Origin of the sequence: Mariniflexile fucanivorans (genome assembly GCF_004341235.1) — a bacterium.
In the GTDB taxonomy this organism is placed as follows: domain Bacteria; phylum Bacteroidota; class Bacteroidia; order Flavobacteriales; family Flavobacteriaceae; genus Mariniflexile; species Mariniflexile fucanivorans.
In genome coordinates this window covers 571,719-589,555 of sequence record NZ_SLUP01000001.1, presented here as the reverse complement: position 1 = coordinate 589,555, position 17,837 = coordinate 571,719, and the positions used below count along the sequence as shown (strand labels likewise).

Here is a 17,837-nt window from a genome sequence, read left to right as displayed (position 1 = left end):
TTAATTGAAACTCCTAACAAACAGATTCCCATGCTTTACTCGGAATGACGTATCATTTTGAAGCCGTAAAAGTACACATTTTGACTGCTATATTGAAAAAAAATGTACATTTACATCATGTCTAAAATCACTTTATTTACAATTCTACTTTGTGCTAATTTTTTCTGTGGAAACATAACGATTACAGCACAAAACAATACAACTAAAACCACTACATTAATGCGTCCACCATATTTAAAAGCTGGCGACACGGTTGCCATTGTTGCGCCTTCGGGCGTTTTAAGAAATAGAACTTCGGAAGTTGAACAAGCTAAAAACTTACTTAAAAGTTGGGGTTTGCATGCTGTTGTTGGAAAAAATGTGTTTAACCAAAATAATCATTTTGCTGGAACAGATGCCGAACGTGCTGAAGATTTACAAAAAGCTATGGACGACTCTAAAATTAGTGCTATTTGGTGCGCTCGTGGTGGATACGGAACCGTTCGGATTTTAGATAAATTAAATTATTCAAAGTTTAAGAAAAACCCGAAATGGGTTATAGGGTATTCTGATATTACAGCGCTTCATAACCAAGTTCATAATGAAGGTTTTGAAAGCTTGCATGCCATGATGTGTACTAGTTTACAAGACGACAATAGTACTATTTCAGAAACTATTTCAACCTTTAAAGACGCCCTTTTTGGCAAACCTTTAGCCTATACTTTGGAAGGTTCTAAATACAATAAAACAGGCACCACTTCAGGACAATTGGTTGGTGGCAATTTAACCATACTACACACCATGTTAGGCTCGAAAACCAGTATTGAAACTTCTGGTAAAATATTATTTATTGAAGAAATTGGCGAATATGAATACCATATAGACCGCATGCTCCAAAGCCTAAAACGTGCTGGTTATTTTGAAAATTGTAAAGGCGTTTTGGTAGGCGATATCACTAAAGTTAGAAGAAATACGACCGCATGGGGCGTACCGGTACAACAACTTATTTTAGATGTTTTGGCTGAATACAATTTCCCAATTGCTTTTAATATGCCTGCAGGCCATGAAAAAGATAATCGTGCTTTGATTTTGGGGAGAATGGTTGAATTAGTTGTTGAAAAAGAGAAATCTAAAGTTATTTTTCAAAATTAAAATAGATTTCATAAATATCTTAGTTTTTTACAAACTTAACAACTTCATAATTATTAATTACTAAATAATACAACCCACCAGCTAAATGGGAAATATTTAATTCTTCTGAAGGACTTTTCAATGGAATTTCTTCAATAAGCTGACCTAAAGTATTGTATATTTTCACCTTTTCGTTTTTCAAAACATTAGGCAATTCAATGGTTATAAAATGATTTGAAGGGCTTGGATAAACAGAAATTGTAGATTTATGGAATGAATTGTTTGACAACGTTGAAACACCCGTCCATGTGCTTAAAGTACTAACTGTATTCCATGCTACTTGTTGCATTATCTCTGCTTGTGCCTGAGTTGGCATATCTGTAAATGCTGAGCCATAAGTATTATTTATATTTGTTGTTAAACCAAAAGGCGATTGTTTAAAAATAGTGGCGTACATAACACATGCAATGAAATAATTTCCTTTGTTATTTAAATGAATATCATCCACAAACAAATCTGTAAAACTTGTAATTCCTGAAACGTTACCATTATTTATTTGAGTGGTTAAATTGTAAAACGCTTGTCCTGCAGGAACCATCCAAATATCTGTATCGGTAGGATTTTCGTTTTTAACATAATCTACAATGCCTGTCCATAAAGAAAAATCGGCTTGAAGCCTTGGGTGCCAAAGCGTGTTGCTATTGGCTGAATTGTCGTATTCACAGCCAGTTAACCCTGTATTTATGCAATGCCAAGTTTCATAAATAAAGAATTTTACAGGATTATTATTGTTGTTGTTTTTGGCATAATTGTAAAAATTATTTGCATATAGATATGTATCACTCCATGTTAAATGGTTTTGCAAAGGCACAGCTTCTGTAACTACCAAATTATTGAAATTTCCATTAGGAAAAGCAGTTGTATAAGGGGTGCCTTCTGCACTAGCGGCATTATTGTAATTCCATTGTAAAGGCGAACCATTTATTATTTGAATACCATAATTTGTAGTAAGGCCAGCATCAACGGCTAAATCGTTTACCATTTTTGGCATATTGCTATTCACCAAACTATGACCAATATAAAAAGGTCTTTCTTGAGAATTTACTTTTAAAAAAAGGATTAGTGATAATAAAATTATGTATCCTTTCATTATTATAGGTGGTTAAGTATGGGACTATTTTTTTTTACATTCAAAATAAATATAGTATCAATTTAATGCAATTTAAACAATTTTATAATTTCATTACCATTGGCACTTATAAAATGGAAATTCTATAAGACATCAATAAAAAGTTGTAACGCTGAAAAATTCTAACTACCTCATCTTTGTATGGTAAAATTTTAAACATACAATTATGAAAAACATAGGAAAAATTTCAATAGCACTTCTTTTAGTATTCGGATTTACAGCAACATCGAATGCGCAAGTTAACGATGGGCCGCAATTTGGTATAAAAGGTGGCGCTAACTTTTCAAATTTATATACCGATGAAGTAGATGATAATAATGTGCTAACCAGTTTCAATGCTGGTATTTACACATCGTTTCCCATCACCGATTTTATTGCCATTCAACCCGAATTATTATATTCTCGAAAAGGTTCGGAATTGGTTTATGATAATGCATTTCTTTCGGGTACAGCGAAATTTAAACTAAATTATATTGAAATACCGGTTTTACTAAAAGTTAATTTAGCTAAAAATATTAGTGTACATGCTGGTCCTTATTTTGCTTATTTAGTTGACGCCCAGGTAACAAATGAATCGGACAGTGGAAGTTTCGATTTTGAAGATAATTATGATAACGACGATTTTAATAAATTTGATGCTGGTGTAGCCGCAGGTGTTGGTTTCGATTTTAACAATTTTGGTATTGGATTAAGATATAATTATGGTTTATCAACCGTTGGAAAAGAAAGAACGGTTGCTGGACAAACTTACACCATTCCTGATGGGAAAAATAGCAACCTTAGTTTGTATTTAAGCATGCAATTAAACTAAATTAGGTTTAGCATAGAAAATATTATGGCAAGTGCTCGTTTTGACGGGCATTTGCTTTTTTATTATAGTTACTTCAAACCATCAACGGTAACACTTATGTTACCCTTCACCTTTAAAAAAGCTAAAATGGCGCTGTTGGTTAATTCTACTTTTTGAAAATTGATGTCTTCCATAGTTCCATTTACAAAAACACCTGGAATTGGCGAATAATTACTAAGATAATTTAACATGGTTTGCTTGCCTTCATCTAAATTAGGCTGAATGGAATAGCGGCAATTTTCTTGAATTTTACTAAGTATTAAGCCTTTTGCCAACCAATTTGCAGTACGCAACAATTTACTTTTGGTGTCCAAAACATAATCTAAATCATTAAAATAAATTTCTTTCTTTAAGGCATCGTATTGTGGCATACCTTCCAAATAGATGGTGCCGTTTATCGAACCTTGTAAATCGAGCGCAATAACCATATGGCCTTCTTTGTGCCAAATATCTACTTTTTTTACAGTTACTTTTTTAGAGCCAGAACTAAATTCTTCACCTGCAAAATTTTTGGTCATAACTTTTGATGCATCTTCATATGTGGATATGGCAATGATATTTGAAGTAACATGATTTGGCATTTTAGTAACTGGTTTCAATACAATATTTTTAGCATCAAATTTTGGCTCAGGTTCTTGACCAATTACGGTTTCCATATTACATTTCATACCCATTTGAAGTAGTACTTTATCGTTTTTTAACTGTGCATCGGTACTATAAATTTCTATGGGCACTATTCTTAGCCAACTTTCGTAATCATCGTTCATTTTAAAAGGGACGGTTAATTTTTCGATGGCTTCAAGCACATTTGGTTTAAAATCCATAGATGCTTCAATGGCATCGTCTATGCTTTCTTCAATATTTGTTCTAAAAATTTTTATGGCTGGATTTATCAAATAAGTCACAGGTATATTTTTACCATACACCACCATCGATGGGCTTTCAGTCCATTCTAAATTGGTTATACGTGTTTTTGATTTTAATTTCCAGTTGGACAGACCAATATCGCTAACTAAGGTAACAACCCCATTTAAATTGAATTCGCTGGTTTTATAAAGATCTACACCCATAGTTTGGGTGCCAATTCTGTATTTTACAATAGCTTTTAAAGGGAGCATTGTTTTAATGCGTTCGTTGTTTGAAGCACGATTATTCTGAATGGTAATGGGGGCTTGTTTCCAAACCTTTATTTCAATGTCATCATCTTCTATGACTTTATCTTCATAAATCAAACCTTTTAAAATGGTATTTATTTGATATTCAATATCTTTCAAATTCACGCTTACCGGAACATTTATAAACGATGGTACATGCTCCAATACCAAAGGAGCTGTTTCTTCAGGCTCTGGTTTTAAAGTGATTAACTGTTGTTTGGTAGCGCAGGAAGTATTAAGAATAAAGAGCGTTACTAATGCAAAAAACAAAGCACATTTAGCCATTTAATAAAATGTTAGAGTTTATAAGTACTTAAAAACTTAATATTTAAGCACCAAATTGATTTAAATGATGGTCTAAATGTTTGTAAAACATGGTGTTCCATTCGTTTTTAGTAAGTTTTCCAAAAGAAAGAGATTCACGGTTGTCAAAATAATCTTCACCTAAACTTATCGCTTTCAGAATATAATTAATGAGTCTTACTTTTTCCAATTCAAAATTTTTAGAATCGTGAATTATAAATTCTGGAGCAGTTCTACTATTTCGCTTATATGGTTTTTTACTTACAACAATAGGCTTTACAAATAGTTTTAGCAAGGTTTTTTTAAAACCAGTTGGTTTAGGGTGAACATCTTCAAACGCCATTTCGTAAGTAACGTTACAATGCGCCAACATTTTATCAACACTCATTTTGCCCCATAATGGTGATGCATCTGGTTTAAGATTGTTTATTCGTTGAATAACGGTATTGGCTTCGTTAATGTCGAAAATGTTTATCATAATAAATGTTTTAGTTTTAAACGAGCTGCAATTTATTTATTTTAATCTTAGTTTGAAACTTCTTAAATACTAAATATTTAGGTTTTAAATTGAGTTTAGTGTATTACAAGTGAAAGTTTTGTAAAAAAAACAAGAAATAGTGTAAAGCAAATAGGCGATAAGCGTTCCATCTTTGTATTAAATGATTAAAAAAGAGGCCATGAAAAAAGATAAAGAAGATTTTGAATTAGTAAAAGATCCAGAAAGCAAGAAAAAGAATTACATTTTCCAAAAAGATGGCATTACTAAAAAAACTGGGGTATTTGTAATTATAGTATTGGTACTATTAATTGTTGCCGTAATACTTTCTGGTGTGTTTTTTTATTTTTCATCCATTGGCAACCATTAAAATCACAAATTTTTTTTAAAATTCCTAATGGGCAACTTCTATTTGTTTAAATTAACTTTTACTATTTGAATAATTTATCAAGTTTTTTTATTTGCTCTTTCAATTCAGTAAGCGTTACTTCTTTAAAGCTTAATTCTATATTTGGATTTTCGGAAATAGTGGTTTCAACAACGTCTAAATAGAACTTATTATTATCTTTTTTTACAGCAATTAATACAACATCTTCATTTTTCGGAATCATATCAAAATCAAAAATATTGCCGCTTCTGTAACTCGTCAATACCGAATTTATAGACTTAAAAACCATATCAATACGTACGTCAGTATCATTTTTAATTTTGAGTTTATATTTTATCCGTTGACGGCTACTATTGAATCTATCACAATTTATCCAACCTAAGTTTGATGTTCTTAAGATATATCTATTTACTTCCGATGCCGTAACATTTTTGCGATCCAAACCTGTTAATCTATCTTCAAACCTTTTGTTATTTAAGGAATCTAGAATTTGTTTATCCTTTCTTAAATCACCGCCAACTTTAGCTGTTAACTGTGGTCCACCTTCAACCTCAAAAATAATTGGTAATGAATAAGGTACCGTAACAACTCTACCTCTTTGTTTTCCAGGTTGCATTTTTGGTAACGATGTAATAACTCTATTGGCTTCATCTTCTAAGTCAGGATCGGAAGCCCTTGATCTCACATCAATAACATTTCCATTTTGATTGATTCTAAAAATTACATTAATTCGTTGCCTACCTGTTAAACCTAGGTTTTTGGCTATTTCAGTATTAAAATTTGATTGAACGTATTTACTAATAGCTTCTGTTGTGCATTTTTTTGCCTCTGAATTAGTTAAATTTTCACAACCTGGGTAGATGGGAACTTGTTCTATAACGGCAAAAGGCACCTCAACATCTTCTTCTATTGGTGTCACAACTTTTTCAATTAACTCATTTTGAAGTTGCCAGTTTATTTCATCGTTTTTCCATACTCCAGAAAAAAGCTGCATGCCTTCTTTTTTGTTAGCCGTTGGAAAAGACATTTCAATACTTGTGTTTTCTTTTAGTTTTAAATCTAAATTATCCTTTTTAGCTTTAATAAAAAGCATACCTCCAGTTTCTAAAAGTTTGTCATCAGATTTTGTAGTTAAATTGGCAAAAAGAATATCGGAAACCTTATAATATTCGGTAACCTCTAAATCTACGTTTCCAGTAACATTTTTATTATTTTGATCACTAAATGAATTGGCTTTAATAACCAGTTTAGTACCTTCTTTACATGTTAGAGTTATATCTTTTGAAGTATCAATAGTGAATTTTTGAGCTGCTTTTTTAGGAATTTCAACTTTAGTGATATCTTTTTTTGAGGCAACTTCATCTACAGCTGTTTCAATAGTTGCTTTTGAAGTATCTATTATTATTTCCTCATGCAAATCGTTTTTAGGAAAAATAGTATCTAAAACTATATTGGTATTTTCTTCTGGCTGAACATCAGTTTCTTCAACATTAGAAGTTTTCAAACTACTATAAATTACTATTGGAATTACCAAAACAGCTATCAAAATCCCTAAATATCGAAACCATTTATTTCTAATATACCGCTGTTTCCCTTTTATTATTTCACCTTTTAAACTTTGGCGTTTTAATCCTTCTAAAAAAACAATATGGTTTTCATAAAGATCTTTGAATTCTGAATCATTTTCTAAACGGATTTCAAAATCTATAACTTCAGTTTCTGAAAGCGTTTTATTTAAATAATTATTAATTGACTCTATATTTTGAATATGATTTTCCATGATTTTCCGAATTAAGATTGAACTGTTTTAATAGTTTGATAGATGTCTTTAGCTTTTTCTAAGCATTTGTACTTCTGGTTTTTTGCAATTTTTTCAGATTTAAATTGCATCACTTCGGCAATGCCTTTAAAAGGCATGGCTTTGCTGTAAAACAGTTGTAAAAGTTGTTGACATCGTGCTCCTAATTCGAGAAATGCACGTTCGGCGAGTTGGTATTTTTTTTCTTCTAAAACACTATGGAAATATTCAATTTCAGTTGTTTCGAAATTATTTAATTCTTCTTTTGAAAATTTTTTTTGTGTATCCTTCCAAATAAATCGGGATACAGAATATAAATAGGTATAAAATGAAGCCGTTAGTTTGAAATCTGATTTCTCCAGATTTCTGTTCAATATAATTAAGGCTTCTTGAAAAACATCGTGAGCATCTTGTTTTTTTCCGCCTTTTGATAGAATTAAAGCTTCAATTTTCGGGTATAAACCATATAGTTTTGAAAAAGCTTTTTCACGTTGACCATTTTGAAAAAGTTCTAAAATTTGTTTATCATTCATAAAACTGGTTTATTACTTAATGGTCAAATTTCAAAAAGGTCTCCTAAATTATTTCAAAAAAATAAATTTTAAGTTAATTGAATGAGATTTCAGCTAAGGCAGAAATTTTAAAACCCTCGCTCTTTCTGCAATTGATCATAGGCATCTTGTACTTGCTTAAACTTTTCTTCAGCGCCTTTTTGATGTTCTTTTCCTAAGTGAATCACCTTATCTGGATGGTATTTTTTCGCCATAGTACGGTAGGCTTTTTTAATGGCATCGTTAGTTGCCGTTTTATCAATTTCCAATATTCTGTAAGCACTATCGGTGCTTTTATAAAACATGGCTTTGATGCTCTCGTAATCGTTATGGCTAATTCCTAAATAACCTGCCATAGTGTAAATTTGGGCAACTTCATCTTCGGTTACTGCGCCATCGGCATTCGATATTCCAAATAAAAAGTGTATAAGTTGCAAGCGTGAAGCATGTTGCATCATTTGTCTTATTTGCAAACACACTTGCCTCGTTGAAATATCTTGTTGTTTGTTTATTTCTTTAAATAACTTAAAGGCATTATTAGCCCGTTCCTTACCATACATACTAACAAACTGAAGTCGTACAAAGTCCAGTTCTCGTTGGTCTTGTTTACCATCGGCTTTTATAACTATAGAGGCTAAAATGAGTAAACTTACTTCGAAATCGCCAGGTTGCGTTTGTGGGCGTTGTTTTGGGTTATTTGTATAAACCACCGTTCCTTTAGACATACCATCTATAACACTACCCAGTGCCAAACCTAAAATAGCACCAATGGGTCCACCAAACGACCACCCTAAGGCTGCACCAATCCACTTTGAAAAACTCATGTAATCTTCTTTATTTTAAATAGGTTTCAAATATACTACTGTTAGTCGAGTTTTTTAATGATTTGTTACGTTGAAGTTTATTGTCGAGTCGTTTATTGTTGATTTGTAAGCAGGAGCTGTTTAATACGACTAGTTACTAAATACTTTTCTGTATCTTTGCAGTCTTAAAATTGTTAATTATTAAAATTTAAAAAATATGTATCCAGCAGAATTAATAAAACCAATGCGTGAAGATTTAACCAACCTTGGTTTTGAAGAATTACATACTGCCGAGGCAGTTGATGCGGCTTTAGCTAAAGAAGGAACTACATTGGTTGTGGTTAATTCGGTTTGTGGTTGTGCAGCAGCAAATGCGCGCCCAGGTGCTAGAATGAGTTTGCAAAACGCAAAACGTCCAGACCATATAGTAACGGTTTTCGCAGGTGTTGATAAAGCAGCTGTTGATGCGGCTCGTGGCCATATGGTGCCGTTTCCTCCAAGTTCCCCAAGTATGGCTTTGTTTAAAGATGGTGAATTGGTGCACATGTTAGAGCGCCACCACATTGAAGGCAGACCCGCACAGTTAATTGCAGAAAACCTTAGTGATGCTTATAATGAGTATTGTTAAATAAGACGGAATATCTTATTAAACCAAAAAAACCACGATTATGTCGTGGTTTTTTTCGTTAATTACGCAACCTTTTACATGATAAAGCATCTAAAAAGTAAAGATTATGAGAAAATTATATCTCCTTCTATTTATTACCTGCTTATTCTTAATGGCATTTCAATGTGAAGACGATGCGGTTTCAACTCAAGAAACTGAACAACAAGATTTATTGGTTTCAAAAAAAGCCATTGAAGATTTAGCGGCAACTTCTGTATGCAACGATAGTTTTACTTGTAAATTTATTGCTTTAGGAAGTAAGCCTTGTGGTGGCCCTTGGGGTTATTTAATATACTCAACCTCTATAAATATTGAGAAACTAGAAAATATGGTAGCGGCTTACAATAAAAAAGAAGCCGAATATAATAATAAATGGGATGTTTTTTCCGATTGTGCTTATGCCATGCCACCAACCAGTTTAAAATGTGAAAATAACATCTGCGTAGCTGTTTATTAAAACTACTTTTTGTTTATTTTTGAAATATGCAAAAAATAGTATCATACCCCTTAAGTGTTATTTATTATCTGTGTTTTTTTATAACACTGGTTATATTTCACCCCATTCAATGGTTTTGTTTTAATGTATTTGGTTATCAGGCACATAAAAAAAGCGTTGATGCTTTACAATTTTGTCTCATGCGTTGTGCCAACATTTTGGGCACTCGTTTTACGTTTACAAATCCGTATCAAATAGACACCAATCAACCTTTAATAATTGTGGCAAACCACCAGAGTTTACATGATATTTACCCCATTACGTGGTACATGCGTAAACACCACCCAAAATTTATTAGCAAAATTGAATTAGGAAAAGGCATACCCAGTGTGTCTTACAATTTACGTCATGGTGGGGCTGCATTAATTGATAGAAAAAACCCCAGACAGTCACTACCTGCACTTATGAAATTTGGTGAATACATAGAAACCAACAAACGAGCAGCTGTTATTTTTCCAGAAGGTACAAGAAGTAAAAATGGTGTGCCCAAACCTTTTCAAACTAAAGGATTAGAGATATTATTAAAAAAAATACCATCTGCAACGGTAGTGCCCATAACTATCAATAATTCATGGAAAATGTTAAAATACGGTAAATTCCCTATGGGTTTGGGCACTCATATCACTTTTACTGTGCATAAGCCTTTAAAAGTTAGTACCTTTGTAAACAAAGAAGAGCTACTTAATAGTATTGAAACTATTATTGCAATTAATATAAATAATTAAAAAACTACAACGATGTCGTTAAAAAATGTAAGACTAGAAGTAATGGATTTTTTGGAAAAGGACGTTGAATCTTTAATACAGAAATATTTAATCCCTATTGAAACTATATGGCAACCAACAGATTTTTTGCCAAATTCTGAAAGTGATTCCTTTTTTGATGAAGTGCGTGAAATAAGAGAGCTTTCAAAAGAATTACCTTATGATTTTTGGGTGGTTTTGGTTGGTGATATGATTACCGAAGAAGCTTTGCCAACCTACGAATCTTGGTTAATGGATGTTGAAGGTGTTGGGCAAGTAGAACGCAACGGTTGGTCCAAATGGATGCGCCACTGGACTGGTGAAGAGAATCGCCATGGCGATGTGCTAAATAAATACCTATATCTTTCTGGACGTGTAAACATGAAAGAAATTGAGAAAACAACACAATATTTAATTGCAGATGGTTTTGATATTGGTACCGATAGAGACCCATATAAAAACTTTGTTTATACCAGTTTTCAAGAGTTGGCAACCTATGTTTCGCATAACCGTGTTGCTAAAATAGCAAAGAAAAATGGCAACAAACAATTGGCTAAAATGTGCCAGATTATTTCTGGTGATGAAATGAGACACCACCATGCTTATTCTGAGTTTGTTGAGCGTATTTTTAAAGTAGATCCAAGCCAAATGATGATGGCATTTCACGATATGATGAAGCTTAAAATAACCATGCCTGCACATTTTTTAAGAGAATCGGGCAACCAAATTAGTACAGCTTTTGAAGAGTTTTCTAATACCGCGCAGCGTATAGGCGTTTACACATCGACCGATTATGTTGATATTTTAGATAAATTAATCAAACGTTGGGAAATTGATAAAATTACCGGACTTACCGATGAAGCTGAAAAAGCCCGAGATTATTTAATGAAACTTCCCGCAAGAATGTATCGTTTATCGGAACGCATGAAAATACCTCAAAATTCTTTTCAATTTAAATGGGTAGAACCTGCTGTAATTAGATAAAAGCAACACCATTATATATTAATATTAAATTCCTTTCGGTTCAGAAAGGAATTTTTACTTTTATACACCTATGACTTCACAAGAAATAATTAATAAAACCATCGACTTTGTAAAAGAAACCCTTGCTGGCGCAGAGGGTGGACACGATTGGTTTCATATAGAACGTGTTTATAATAATGCGTTGCTCATTGCTAAAAATGAAAAGGTAGATGTATTTATTGTACAATTAGGTGCTTTACTTCATGATATTGCAGATAGTAAATTTTACAATGGCGACGAAACAGTTGGTCCTAATAAGGCACGCGAATTTTTGTTTAACCTAAATGTAGATTCTAAAGTTATTGAGCATGTTGTACATGTTATTGAAAACATCTCTTTTAAGGGCGGAAATGACACACAAAAGTTTAAATCGGCTGAACTCGATGTCATTCAAGATGCCGATAGGTTAGATGCTCTTGGTGCTATCGGTATTGCGCGTACTTTTAATTATGGCGGATTTAAAAATCGGGAAATATACAATCCTGATATTAAGCCAGACCTGAATATGACAAAAGAGGAGTATAAAACATCAACAGCGCCAACAATCAATCATTTTTATGAAAAATTACTGCTTCTAAAAGATAAAATGAATACAAAAACAGGAAAAGATATAGCTTCTAAAAGACATGCTTTTATGGAACTATATCTTGACCAGTTTTATAACGAATGGAATGGAAACGTTTAAAAAATAGGTTTCGGCTTATTTTATCTTAAGCGAAGACGAAAGACTTAGCCCGACAATCTCGCTAAAATTACCTATTGAATAATTAGCTTAATTTCCTTTCTATAATTTGAGGCACTTTTACCTGTAATCTCGTTAAACTGTTTATTAAAATGCGAGAAATTATTAAATCCGCATTCAAAACAAACATCTGCAATACTTTTTTGACTTTCGTTAAGCAACTTGGTGGCATGCACAACACGATATTCATTAACTAATTGCGTAAATGTTTTACCTGTTGATTTTTTAAAGTATCTACAAAAAGCTGGTACCGTCATGCTTACTTCATCTGCTATTTCATCTAAAGTAATGTGGTTTTGAAAGTTCTTATTAACATATTTAAAAATAACATCAATTTTAGAACTGTCTTGTGCTTCAGCTTCAAAAGCAAAACCATCGGCATTTAACAATGTATAATCATCTGTTGTAGCTAAATAGTCTAAAATTTCCAAAAACTTTAAAACACGTTTTAATCCGCCGTGCTCTAGTAATTTTTCAATTTTTGGACCAATTTTCTGTTTGGTTTCAACTTTAAATCTTATACCTTTTTTAGCTCTTTCAAACAACGATAATATGTTGGCCATTTCTGGTACATTAAGAAAATCGTCTCCTAAAAAATTGGATTTAAACTGTATGGCCGTTTCCGTACCATTGGCAGTTAACCTATCGGTAAAGCCATTGTGCGGTAAGTTAGATCCAATAAGTATTAATTGACTATTATTAAAATAGGATAAATGATTTCCTATATGTGTTTTTCCTTGCCCTTTATTTATATAAATAAGCTCTAATTCTGGATGAAAATGCCAGTAAGCGCCGTCTTTATCTATAGTTTCTACATGCTGTTTAACTAATATAGAACTTCCGAAACTTGGGGTAAGTTTTCTAAAAGTTGGTTTTTTATTAATCATACAAAATTTATTTAAAGCAAAATTACAATATATTATTTTGCAAATATAACGTTAATTACCTCTATTGTGTGTTATATTAACATTAGAGGCATTTAACATTTAGTTAACAGTTAATATAGCATATAAATTGGTCAAATGTGTTGTTTTTAAAATTATACATCTATCCTATCTTTGTCGTGTTGAAGGTTAGCAAATAATATTGTTAATACGGCAACCTAAAATTAGAAAAGTTAAATACTATATCATATAACTCTGATAATAAAGAGTGTACAGAAATTCATTAATAATTAGTTTAATGTCTTATTTAGTTTAGTTGGTAAAGTGAGCTGTGGTGGCTCACTTTTTTTTTGCCCTAGTTTAATCTATAGTTTTTTGTTGAAATTTATAAGTTTATTTTTTATCGTAAAGTATCCTTAACAGCTTCAACTACACTTTTAGAGTTTCCTATAAATATTTTATTATCAATAATAATTACAGGTCTGCTTAAAAAGGTATAATGCTCCAAAATGTAGTTTTTATAGTCGCGCTCCTCTAATTTTTGGTTTTTTAAATCCATTTCCTTGTAAAGTTTGGATCGTTTGCTAAAAAGTGACTCATAGCTTACTGCCAAGGCTTTCATTTCTTCTAGCTGTTTTACGGTTATTTCTTCAGTTTTAATATCCTGTAAAATAAATTCAGAAGGTAAATTCAGTTCCTTTAAAATCCGAACGCAGGTACTGCAGGTTTTTAAATAATATACTTTTTTCATGTTTTAATGACTTTGTTGTTTTCTTGAGGAGGGAAATCTAATGGATTTTAAGAAGAAAAACAAAAGTATTTATTGCTTAAAAACTATATTTATAAAAAAATTAAATATGCATTTTACATTAGAAGTATTACCAAATACCAGACAATTTTTTAAAAAGTGTTTGGAAAATGAGTCGTTAGAAGTTTTAAACGTTATTCCGGATGGCTTTAACAACAATATTGTTTGGAATATTGGGCATACGGTAGTCACTCAACAACTGTTAGCTTATAAATTATCTGGTTTACCTATGATGATAAGTGATACGCTGGTTGAGAAATACCAAAAAGGTACCAAGCCAGAAAGTGACTTAACACAAGATGAGGTTAACAGCATCAAAGCTTTGCTTTTTTCAACCATTGAAAAAACAAAGGAAGATTATGGTAACGGCCTATTTAAAAATTATACTGAATATACGGTTTCAACCACAGGAAACACGTTAAGAAATATAGATGAAGCGTTTCAGTTTGCGTTATTTCATGAAGGTTTGCATTTAGGTTACGTGATGGCTTTATTACGAGCCATCAAAAGCTAAATATTTAGTCACTTTTTCAATAGGGATTGTGAACTCTATAATTCCTGTTGAATAAGGTGCAATTTCATATTGATTGTAAAGCAAAATAACACCTTCGTCATTAAAACCAATGTTGGCTGGTAACTTGAAGGTATTGGGTTCAAAAATCACATCTTCTTCTGTAATCGCATCTTTAAAATACGTTTGTGCTACATTTTCAAAGGCTTTTTTGTTTTTAATTAAGTTAGTGTTTTCAATACGTTTCCCAGTAGACGATTCAAAATTCAAAAATGAAATATGGGTAATGCCGTGTGCGCCACCAGTATTTACATAAGAAGTTATGGCAATACTTATAATTTTTGGCGATTGAAACATAACTTCACCATCAATTTGAGCTTCCCAAGGCTGTGAAACATCAGGGAAATCTTTATTAAAAGCAGTGTACTCGTTATTAAATGTTGTAATACTTTCTTCAATAGTTGAAGATGTTGCAGTATCTTCTTCGCCAGTTTGTAGTGCAGCGATAACCGTGTTGTTTATTTCGTTATTTATTTGGGTAGTAATTTGATTGTTTTCAATGGCTTTAGGCACGTTTATTTCAACCAATTTGTTGTTTGCTGTAGTAATTTTAGTATCTAAAAATGTTGTTTTCAAGTCTTCATTACAAGATAACATGAAGCATAATAAACCAACAGATAAAATTTTTTTTGTGTAATGCATGCGTAAATTATTAACCTTGTTTAAAGGTAATTATTGAATTTGAATACACCGAATAAAAAGCGAAGTTTAATTTAAATAATAAATGTAGCCTACATTAAGCCATATAAGCCAATCGTTATATTTATTGGAAGACAGTTGGTGGTTAAGGCCATCAACAAAATCATTTGTTAAATAGTATTGTCCCCTTAAATTTAACATTAAATCGGACATCTTATCCAGTTTGTATCTAACACCTATACTGCTTATTAAAGAAAAAGTATCTCCTCCAGATACATCTACTGAATGTGGCGCCCACAACGAATAAAAGTTACTTGGATCTGAAATATTCCCAACAGCAGTTGGGTCTGAATTTGCATAAGTGGTACTAACTTCAGGGCTATAAATAGTATAATGTATTCCTAAGCTTACAAAAGGAGCAAGGGCATGACCAAATGCTTCAAAATCATGAATTTCTAGAGGAAAAAACTCAAGTTCGGTTCCTAAATCTAAATTTTTAGCAAATCCCTTATGTGCTCTAAGTCGTTTGGCATCTTCAGATGTTTTGCTTGCATCTACCCATCTGCCAAAATGCTCTAATTTGGTTTTGTTCCAAGAAATTTCATTTCGAAATTTAAAGTGCTCTTCAAAATAGGTATTAGGACGTCTAAAATTATAATTACGTTTATAAGAGAAGTTTATGTAATGAACTATTCCAATCCCAATTCCGGTATTACCAAAATTTGTTGTTGCGTTTTCTCTAACTCCATAATCAGACCTAAATTGAACGGGACCTGCAACAATGCCAATTTCATTAGAAAATCCTATTTGGGAGAATGCTACTTGAAAGCATGCTATAAAACATAAAGAAAAAGCTAAACGTTTAAAGTTAAGCATAATAAGATTCTGTTTTTTGAGGCATTAATAATAACAAATATATAAAAACTCGATAAAGAAACAAATAATTATAATTTGGTGCTTTAAGCGTGAAATTATTAATTGCGAATTTAAAAATAAAATAGTGTTATTTTTAAAGATAACGTATATTTGTGCTTATAAATTGTTTTTTCAATAAATATAATGCAATTTTAAATTTAGCCGTTTATCGTAATCCAAGAATTATCGTACTAATTTAAGAATGTATATGTTATAAAAAGCGATTAAAGCAATAATTATAAAAATAAAAAAGATTCGCAACAAAAATCAAAAATTTAAGAGGCAGATTGTTTGTGAATTATAACAAATTAAAAATAAAAATTAATGAAACGTAATGTTGAAGTTTTTTTAAATCTTGTAAAAGAACGAAATGGTAACGAACCAGAGTTTTTACAAGCCGTAGAGGAGGTTGCAGAAACCATAATTCCATACATAGATAAACACGAGATATATTCTGGTAAAAGCATTTTATTAAGAATGGTAGAACCAGAGCGTACTATTTCATTTCGTGTTTGTTGGGTAGATGATTCTGGCGCAATACAGGTTAACAGAGGTTATAGAATTCAAATGAATTCGGCTATAGGACCTTACAAAGGCGGTTTACGATTTCATCCTACCGTTAACATGAGTATTTTAAAGTTTTTAGCATTTGAGCAGGTATTAAAAAATAGTCTAACCACATTGCCAATGGGTGGTGGAAAAGGTGGTAGCGATTTTGATCCTAAAGGAAAAAGTGATGCTGAAATTATGCGTTTTTGCCACGCTTTTATGAGTGAATTGTATAGGCATATTGGTGCAAATACCGATGTGCCTGCTGGTGATATTGGTGTGGGTGCTAGAGAAGTAGGTTTCTTGTTTGGCATGTACAAAAAACTAAAAAATGAATTTACAGGTGTGCTAACAGGCAAGGGCTTGTCTTGGGGAGGCTCTTTAATTCGTCCAGAAGCAACAGGTTATGGTAACGTGTATTTTGCGCAAAAAATGTTAGAAACCAAAGGAGAGGTTATCAAAGGGAAACATGTAGTAGTTTCGGGTTCAGGTAATGTAGCACAGTATGCGGTTGAAAAATGTATTCAATTAGGTGCTAAAGTTTTAACCATGTCCGATTCTTCAGGGTATATTCATGATCCTGAAGGTATTGATGCTGGAAAATTAGCTCATATTATGGATCTTAAAAATGTAAAACGTGCCAGAATAAACGAGTATTTAAAAGCATACCCTAAGGCTAAGTTTATTGAAGGTAAAACGCCTTGGGAAGTAAAATGTGATATGGCATTGCCATGTGCAACCCAAAATGAACTTAATGAAGATGACGCTAAAATGCTTTTAAAAAATGGTTGTATTTGTGTAAGCGAAGGTGCCAATATGCCATCTACCATTAATGCGATTCGCGAATTTCAAAAAGCTAAAATATTATACGCACCAGGAAAAGCGTCAAATGCAGGGGGTGTTGCCACGTCTGGTTTAGAAATGACCCAAAATTCATTACGTTTAAATTGGACCAGAGAAGAGGTTGATATAAAACTAAAAGAAATTATGTCTAACATCCACGATTCTTGTACTAAATATGGTAAACAAGAAGATGGTTATATCGATTATGTTAAAGGTGCTAACATTGCAGGATTTGTTAAAGTAGCCGATGCTATGTTGGCTCAAGGTATTGTTTAAATACTAAAACAATAAAATGAAAAGCTTTCTATATACCCA

At 32.1% G+C, this 17,837-nt stretch carries 20 protein-coding genes; 10 read left to right on the top strand and 10 right to left on the bottom strand.

The window, feature by feature from the left end; all coding sequences use genetic code 11:
• Positions 1-117 precede the first annotated feature (117 nt).
• Complete coding sequence (locus tag EV196_RS02600; protein ID WP_243652157.1) at positions 118-1,131, top strand: S66 peptidase family protein; 1,014 nt, start codon at positions 118-120, stop codon at positions 1,129-1,131.
• Between the two features lie 19 nt (positions 1,132-1,150).
• Here the strand turns inward: EV196_RS02600 and EV196_RS02595 are convergent, their stop codons facing one another.
• A complete protein-coding gene (locus tag EV196_RS02595) occupies positions 1,151-2,260 on the bottom strand; it encodes a T9SS type A sorting domain-containing protein (RefSeq protein WP_132214588.1) in 1,110 nt (369 codons plus the stop codon).
• Positions 2,261-2,465: 205 nt separating this feature from the next.
• Between EV196_RS02595 and EV196_RS02590 the strand changes: the two genes are divergently transcribed.
• A complete protein-coding gene (locus tag EV196_RS02590) occupies positions 2,466-3,110 on the top strand; it encodes a porin family protein (RefSeq protein WP_132214586.1) in 645 nt (214 codons plus the stop codon).
• A 68-nt stretch (positions 3,111-3,178) separates the two neighbouring features.
• Here the strand turns inward: EV196_RS02590 and EV196_RS02585 are convergent, their stop codons facing one another.
• Both EV196_RS02585 and EV196_RS02580 read right to left on the bottom strand, forming a co-directional pair.
• Positions 3,179-4,588, bottom strand: a complete 1,410-nt coding sequence (locus tag EV196_RS02585) for a DUF4403 family protein (RefSeq protein WP_132214584.1) — start codon at positions 4,586-4,588, stop codon at positions 3,179-3,181.
• Between the two features lie 43 nt (positions 4,589-4,631).
• Positions 4,632-5,084 (bottom strand): DUF1569 domain-containing protein, encoded by a 453-nt coding sequence (locus EV196_RS02580; protein ID WP_132214582.1) that lies wholly within the window; start codon positions 5,082-5,084, stop codon positions 4,632-4,634.
• 199 nt (positions 5,085-5,283) lie between these two features.
• Between EV196_RS02580 and EV196_RS02575 the strand changes: the two genes are divergently transcribed.
• Positions 5,284-5,472: a hypothetical protein gene (locus EV196_RS02575; RefSeq protein ID WP_132214580.1), complete on the top strand. Its 189-nt coding sequence runs from the start codon at positions 5,284-5,286 to the stop codon at positions 5,470-5,472.
• 61 nt (positions 5,473-5,533) lie between these two features.
• On the opposite strand, the gene EV196_RS02570 is transcribed toward EV196_RS02575, so the two are convergent.
• The 3 genes from EV196_RS02570 to EV196_RS02560 all read right to left on the bottom strand — a co-directional run bounded on the left by EV196_RS02570 (position 5,534) and on the right by EV196_RS02560 (position 8,663).
• Positions 5,534-7,270 (bottom strand): energy transducer TonB, encoded by a 1,737-nt coding sequence (locus tag EV196_RS02570; protein ID WP_132214578.1) that lies wholly within the window; start codon positions 7,268-7,270, stop codon positions 5,534-5,536.
• Between the two features lie 11 nt (positions 7,271-7,281).
• A complete protein-coding gene (locus EV196_RS02565) occupies positions 7,282-7,821 on the bottom strand; it encodes an RNA polymerase sigma factor (RefSeq protein WP_132214576.1) in 540 nt (179 codons plus the stop codon).
• 107 nt (positions 7,822-7,928) lie between these two features.
• Positions 7,929-8,663 (bottom strand): TerB family tellurite resistance protein, encoded by a 735-nt coding sequence (locus EV196_RS02560; RefSeq protein WP_132214574.1) that lies wholly within the window; start codon positions 8,661-8,663, stop codon positions 7,929-7,931.
• A gap of 196 nt (positions 8,664-8,859) precedes the next feature.
• On the opposite strand from EV196_RS02560, the gene EV196_RS02555 reads away from it, so the two are divergent.
• The 5 genes from EV196_RS02555 (at position 8,860) to EV196_RS02535 (ending at position 12,256) form a co-directional block, all read left to right on the top strand.
• On the top strand, positions 8,860-9,270 hold the full coding sequence (locus EV196_RS02555; RefSeq protein ID WP_132214572.1) for a BrxA/BrxB family bacilliredoxin: 411 nt from the start codon (positions 8,860-8,862) through the stop codon (positions 9,268-9,270).
• A gap of 106 nt (positions 9,271-9,376) precedes the next feature.
• Positions 9,377-9,766 (top strand): hypothetical protein, encoded by a 390-nt coding sequence (locus EV196_RS02550; RefSeq protein WP_132214570.1) that lies wholly within the window; start codon positions 9,377-9,379, stop codon positions 9,764-9,766.
• A gap of 26 nt (positions 9,767-9,792) precedes the next feature.
• A complete protein-coding gene (locus tag EV196_RS02545) occupies positions 9,793-10,530 on the top strand; it encodes a lysophospholipid acyltransferase family protein (protein WP_132214568.1) in 738 nt (245 codons plus the stop codon).
• 12 nt (positions 10,531-10,542) lie between these two features.
• Positions 10,543-11,532, top strand: coding sequence for an acyl-ACP desaturase (locus tag EV196_RS02540; RefSeq protein WP_132214566.1), 990 nt, complete (start codon positions 10,543-10,545; stop codon positions 11,530-11,532).
• Between the two features lie 70 nt (positions 11,533-11,602).
• Complete coding sequence (locus EV196_RS02535) at positions 11,603-12,256, top strand: HD domain-containing protein (RefSeq protein WP_132214564.1); 654 nt, start codon at positions 11,603-11,605, stop codon at positions 12,254-12,256.
• Positions 12,257-12,327: 71 nt separating this feature from the next.
• Here EV196_RS02535 and EV196_RS02530 read toward each other — a convergent pair whose 3' ends face one another.
• Complete coding sequence (locus EV196_RS02530; RefSeq protein WP_132214562.1) at positions 12,328-13,200, bottom strand: AraC family transcriptional regulator; 873 nt, start codon at positions 13,198-13,200, stop codon at positions 12,328-12,330.
• A gap of 397 nt (positions 13,201-13,597) precedes the next feature.
• Entirely contained in the window at positions 13,598-13,948 is a 351-nt protein-coding gene (locus EV196_RS02525; protein WP_132214560.1) for an arsenate reductase family protein, read from the bottom strand.
• A 106-nt stretch (positions 13,949-14,054) separates the two neighbouring features.
• On the opposite strand from EV196_RS02525, the gene EV196_RS02520 reads away from it, so the two are divergent.
• On the top strand, positions 14,055-14,519 hold the full coding sequence (locus EV196_RS02520; RefSeq protein WP_132214558.1) for a DinB family protein: 465 nt from the start codon (positions 14,055-14,057) through the stop codon (positions 14,517-14,519).
• Here the strand turns inward: EV196_RS02520 and EV196_RS02515 are convergent.
• Together EV196_RS02515 and EV196_RS02510 are read right to left on the bottom strand one after the other, a co-directional pair.
• Positions 14,499-15,218, bottom strand: a complete 720-nt coding sequence (locus EV196_RS02515; RefSeq protein ID WP_132214556.1) for a DUF3298 and DUF4163 domain-containing protein — start codon at positions 15,216-15,218, stop codon at positions 14,499-14,501. The genes EV196_RS02520 and EV196_RS02515 overlap by 21 nt on opposite strands.
• Before the next feature lie 66 nt (positions 15,219-15,284).
• Positions 15,285-16,091, bottom strand: a complete 807-nt coding sequence (locus tag EV196_RS02510; protein WP_132214554.1) for a THC0290_0291 family protein — start codon at positions 16,089-16,091, stop codon at positions 15,285-15,287.
• A gap of 363 nt (positions 16,092-16,454) precedes the next feature.
• Here EV196_RS02510 and gdhA point away from each other — a divergent pair, with 363 nt between their 5' ends.
• Positions 16,455-17,798 carry an NADP-specific glutamate dehydrogenase gene (gdhA, locus tag EV196_RS02505; RefSeq protein ID WP_132214552.1) on the top strand — a complete coding sequence of 448 codons (1,344 nt, stop codon included), beginning with the start codon at positions 16,455-16,457 and terminating at the stop codon, positions 17,796-17,798.
• Positions 17,799-17,837 lie beyond the last annotated feature (39 nt).

Excerpts from the sequence above, each read along its gene's own strand:
- EV196_RS02520 (WP_132214558.1), top strand. The coding sequence starts at position 14,055 with ATGCATTTTACATTAGAAGTATTACCAAATACCAGACAATTTTTTAAA.
- gdhA (WP_132214552.1), top strand. The coding sequence starts at position 16,455 with ATGAAACGTAATGTTGAAGTTTTTTTAAATCTTGTAAAAGAACGAAAT.
- EV196_RS02550 (WP_132214570.1), top strand. The coding sequence starts at position 9,377 with ATGAGAAAATTATATCTCCTTCTATTTATTACCTGCTTATTCTTAATG.
- EV196_RS02575 (WP_132214580.1), top strand. The coding sequence starts at position 5,284 with ATGAAAAAAGATAAAGAAGATTTTGAATTAGTAAAAGATCCAGAAAGC.
- EV196_RS02555 (WP_132214572.1), top strand. The coding sequence starts at position 8,860 with ATGTATCCAGCAGAATTAATAAAACCAATGCGTGAAGATTTAACCAAC.
- EV196_RS02535 (WP_132214564.1), top strand. The coding sequence starts at position 11,603 with ATGACTTCACAAGAAATAATTAATAAAACCATCGACTTTGTAAAAGAA.
- EV196_RS02590 (WP_132214586.1), top strand. The coding sequence starts at position 2,466 with ATGAAAAACATAGGAAAAATTTCAATAGCACTTCTTTTAGTATTCGGA.
- EV196_RS02545 (WP_132214568.1), top strand. The coding sequence starts at position 9,793 with ATGCAAAAAATAGTATCATACCCCTTAAGTGTTATTTATTATCTGTGT.
- EV196_RS02585 (WP_132214584.1), bottom strand. The coding sequence starts at position 4,588 with ATGGCTAAATGTGCTTTGTTTTTTGCATTAGTAACGCTCTTTATTCTT.
- EV196_RS02510 (WP_132214554.1), bottom strand. The coding sequence starts at position 16,091 with ATGCTTAACTTTAAACGTTTAGCTTTTTCTTTATGTTTTATAGCATGC.
- EV196_RS02570 (WP_132214578.1), bottom strand. The coding sequence starts at position 7,270 with ATGGAAAATCATATTCAAAATATAGAGTCAATTAATAATTATTTAAAT.
- EV196_RS02565 (WP_132214576.1), bottom strand. The coding sequence starts at position 7,821 with ATGAATGATAAACAAATTTTAGAACTTTTTCAAAATGGTCAACGTGAA.
- EV196_RS02560 (WP_132214574.1), bottom strand. The coding sequence starts at position 8,663 with ATGAGTTTTTCAAAGTGGATTGGTGCAGCCTTAGGGTGGTCGTTTGGT.
- EV196_RS02525 (WP_132214560.1), bottom strand. The coding sequence starts at position 13,948 with ATGAAAAAAGTATATTATTTAAAAACCTGCAGTACCTGCGTTCGGATT.
- EV196_RS02515 (WP_132214556.1), bottom strand. The coding sequence starts at position 15,218 with ATGCATTACACAAAAAAAATTTTATCTGTTGGTTTATTATGCTTCATG.
- EV196_RS02600 (WP_243652157.1), top strand. The coding sequence starts at position 118 with ATGTCTAAAATCACTTTATTTACAATTCTACTTTGTGCTAATTTTTTC.
- EV196_RS02540 (WP_132214566.1), top strand. The coding sequence starts at position 10,543 with ATGTCGTTAAAAAATGTAAGACTAGAAGTAATGGATTTTTTGGAAAAG.
- EV196_RS02595 (WP_132214588.1), bottom strand. The coding sequence starts at position 2,260 with ATGAAAGGATACATAATTTTATTATCACTAATCCTTTTTTTAAAAGTA.
- EV196_RS02530 (WP_132214562.1), bottom strand. The coding sequence starts at position 13,200 with ATGATTAATAAAAAACCAACTTTTAGAAAACTTACCCCAAGTTTCGGA.
- EV196_RS02580 (WP_132214582.1), bottom strand. The coding sequence starts at position 5,084 with ATGATAAACATTTTCGACATTAACGAAGCCAATACCGTTATTCAACGA.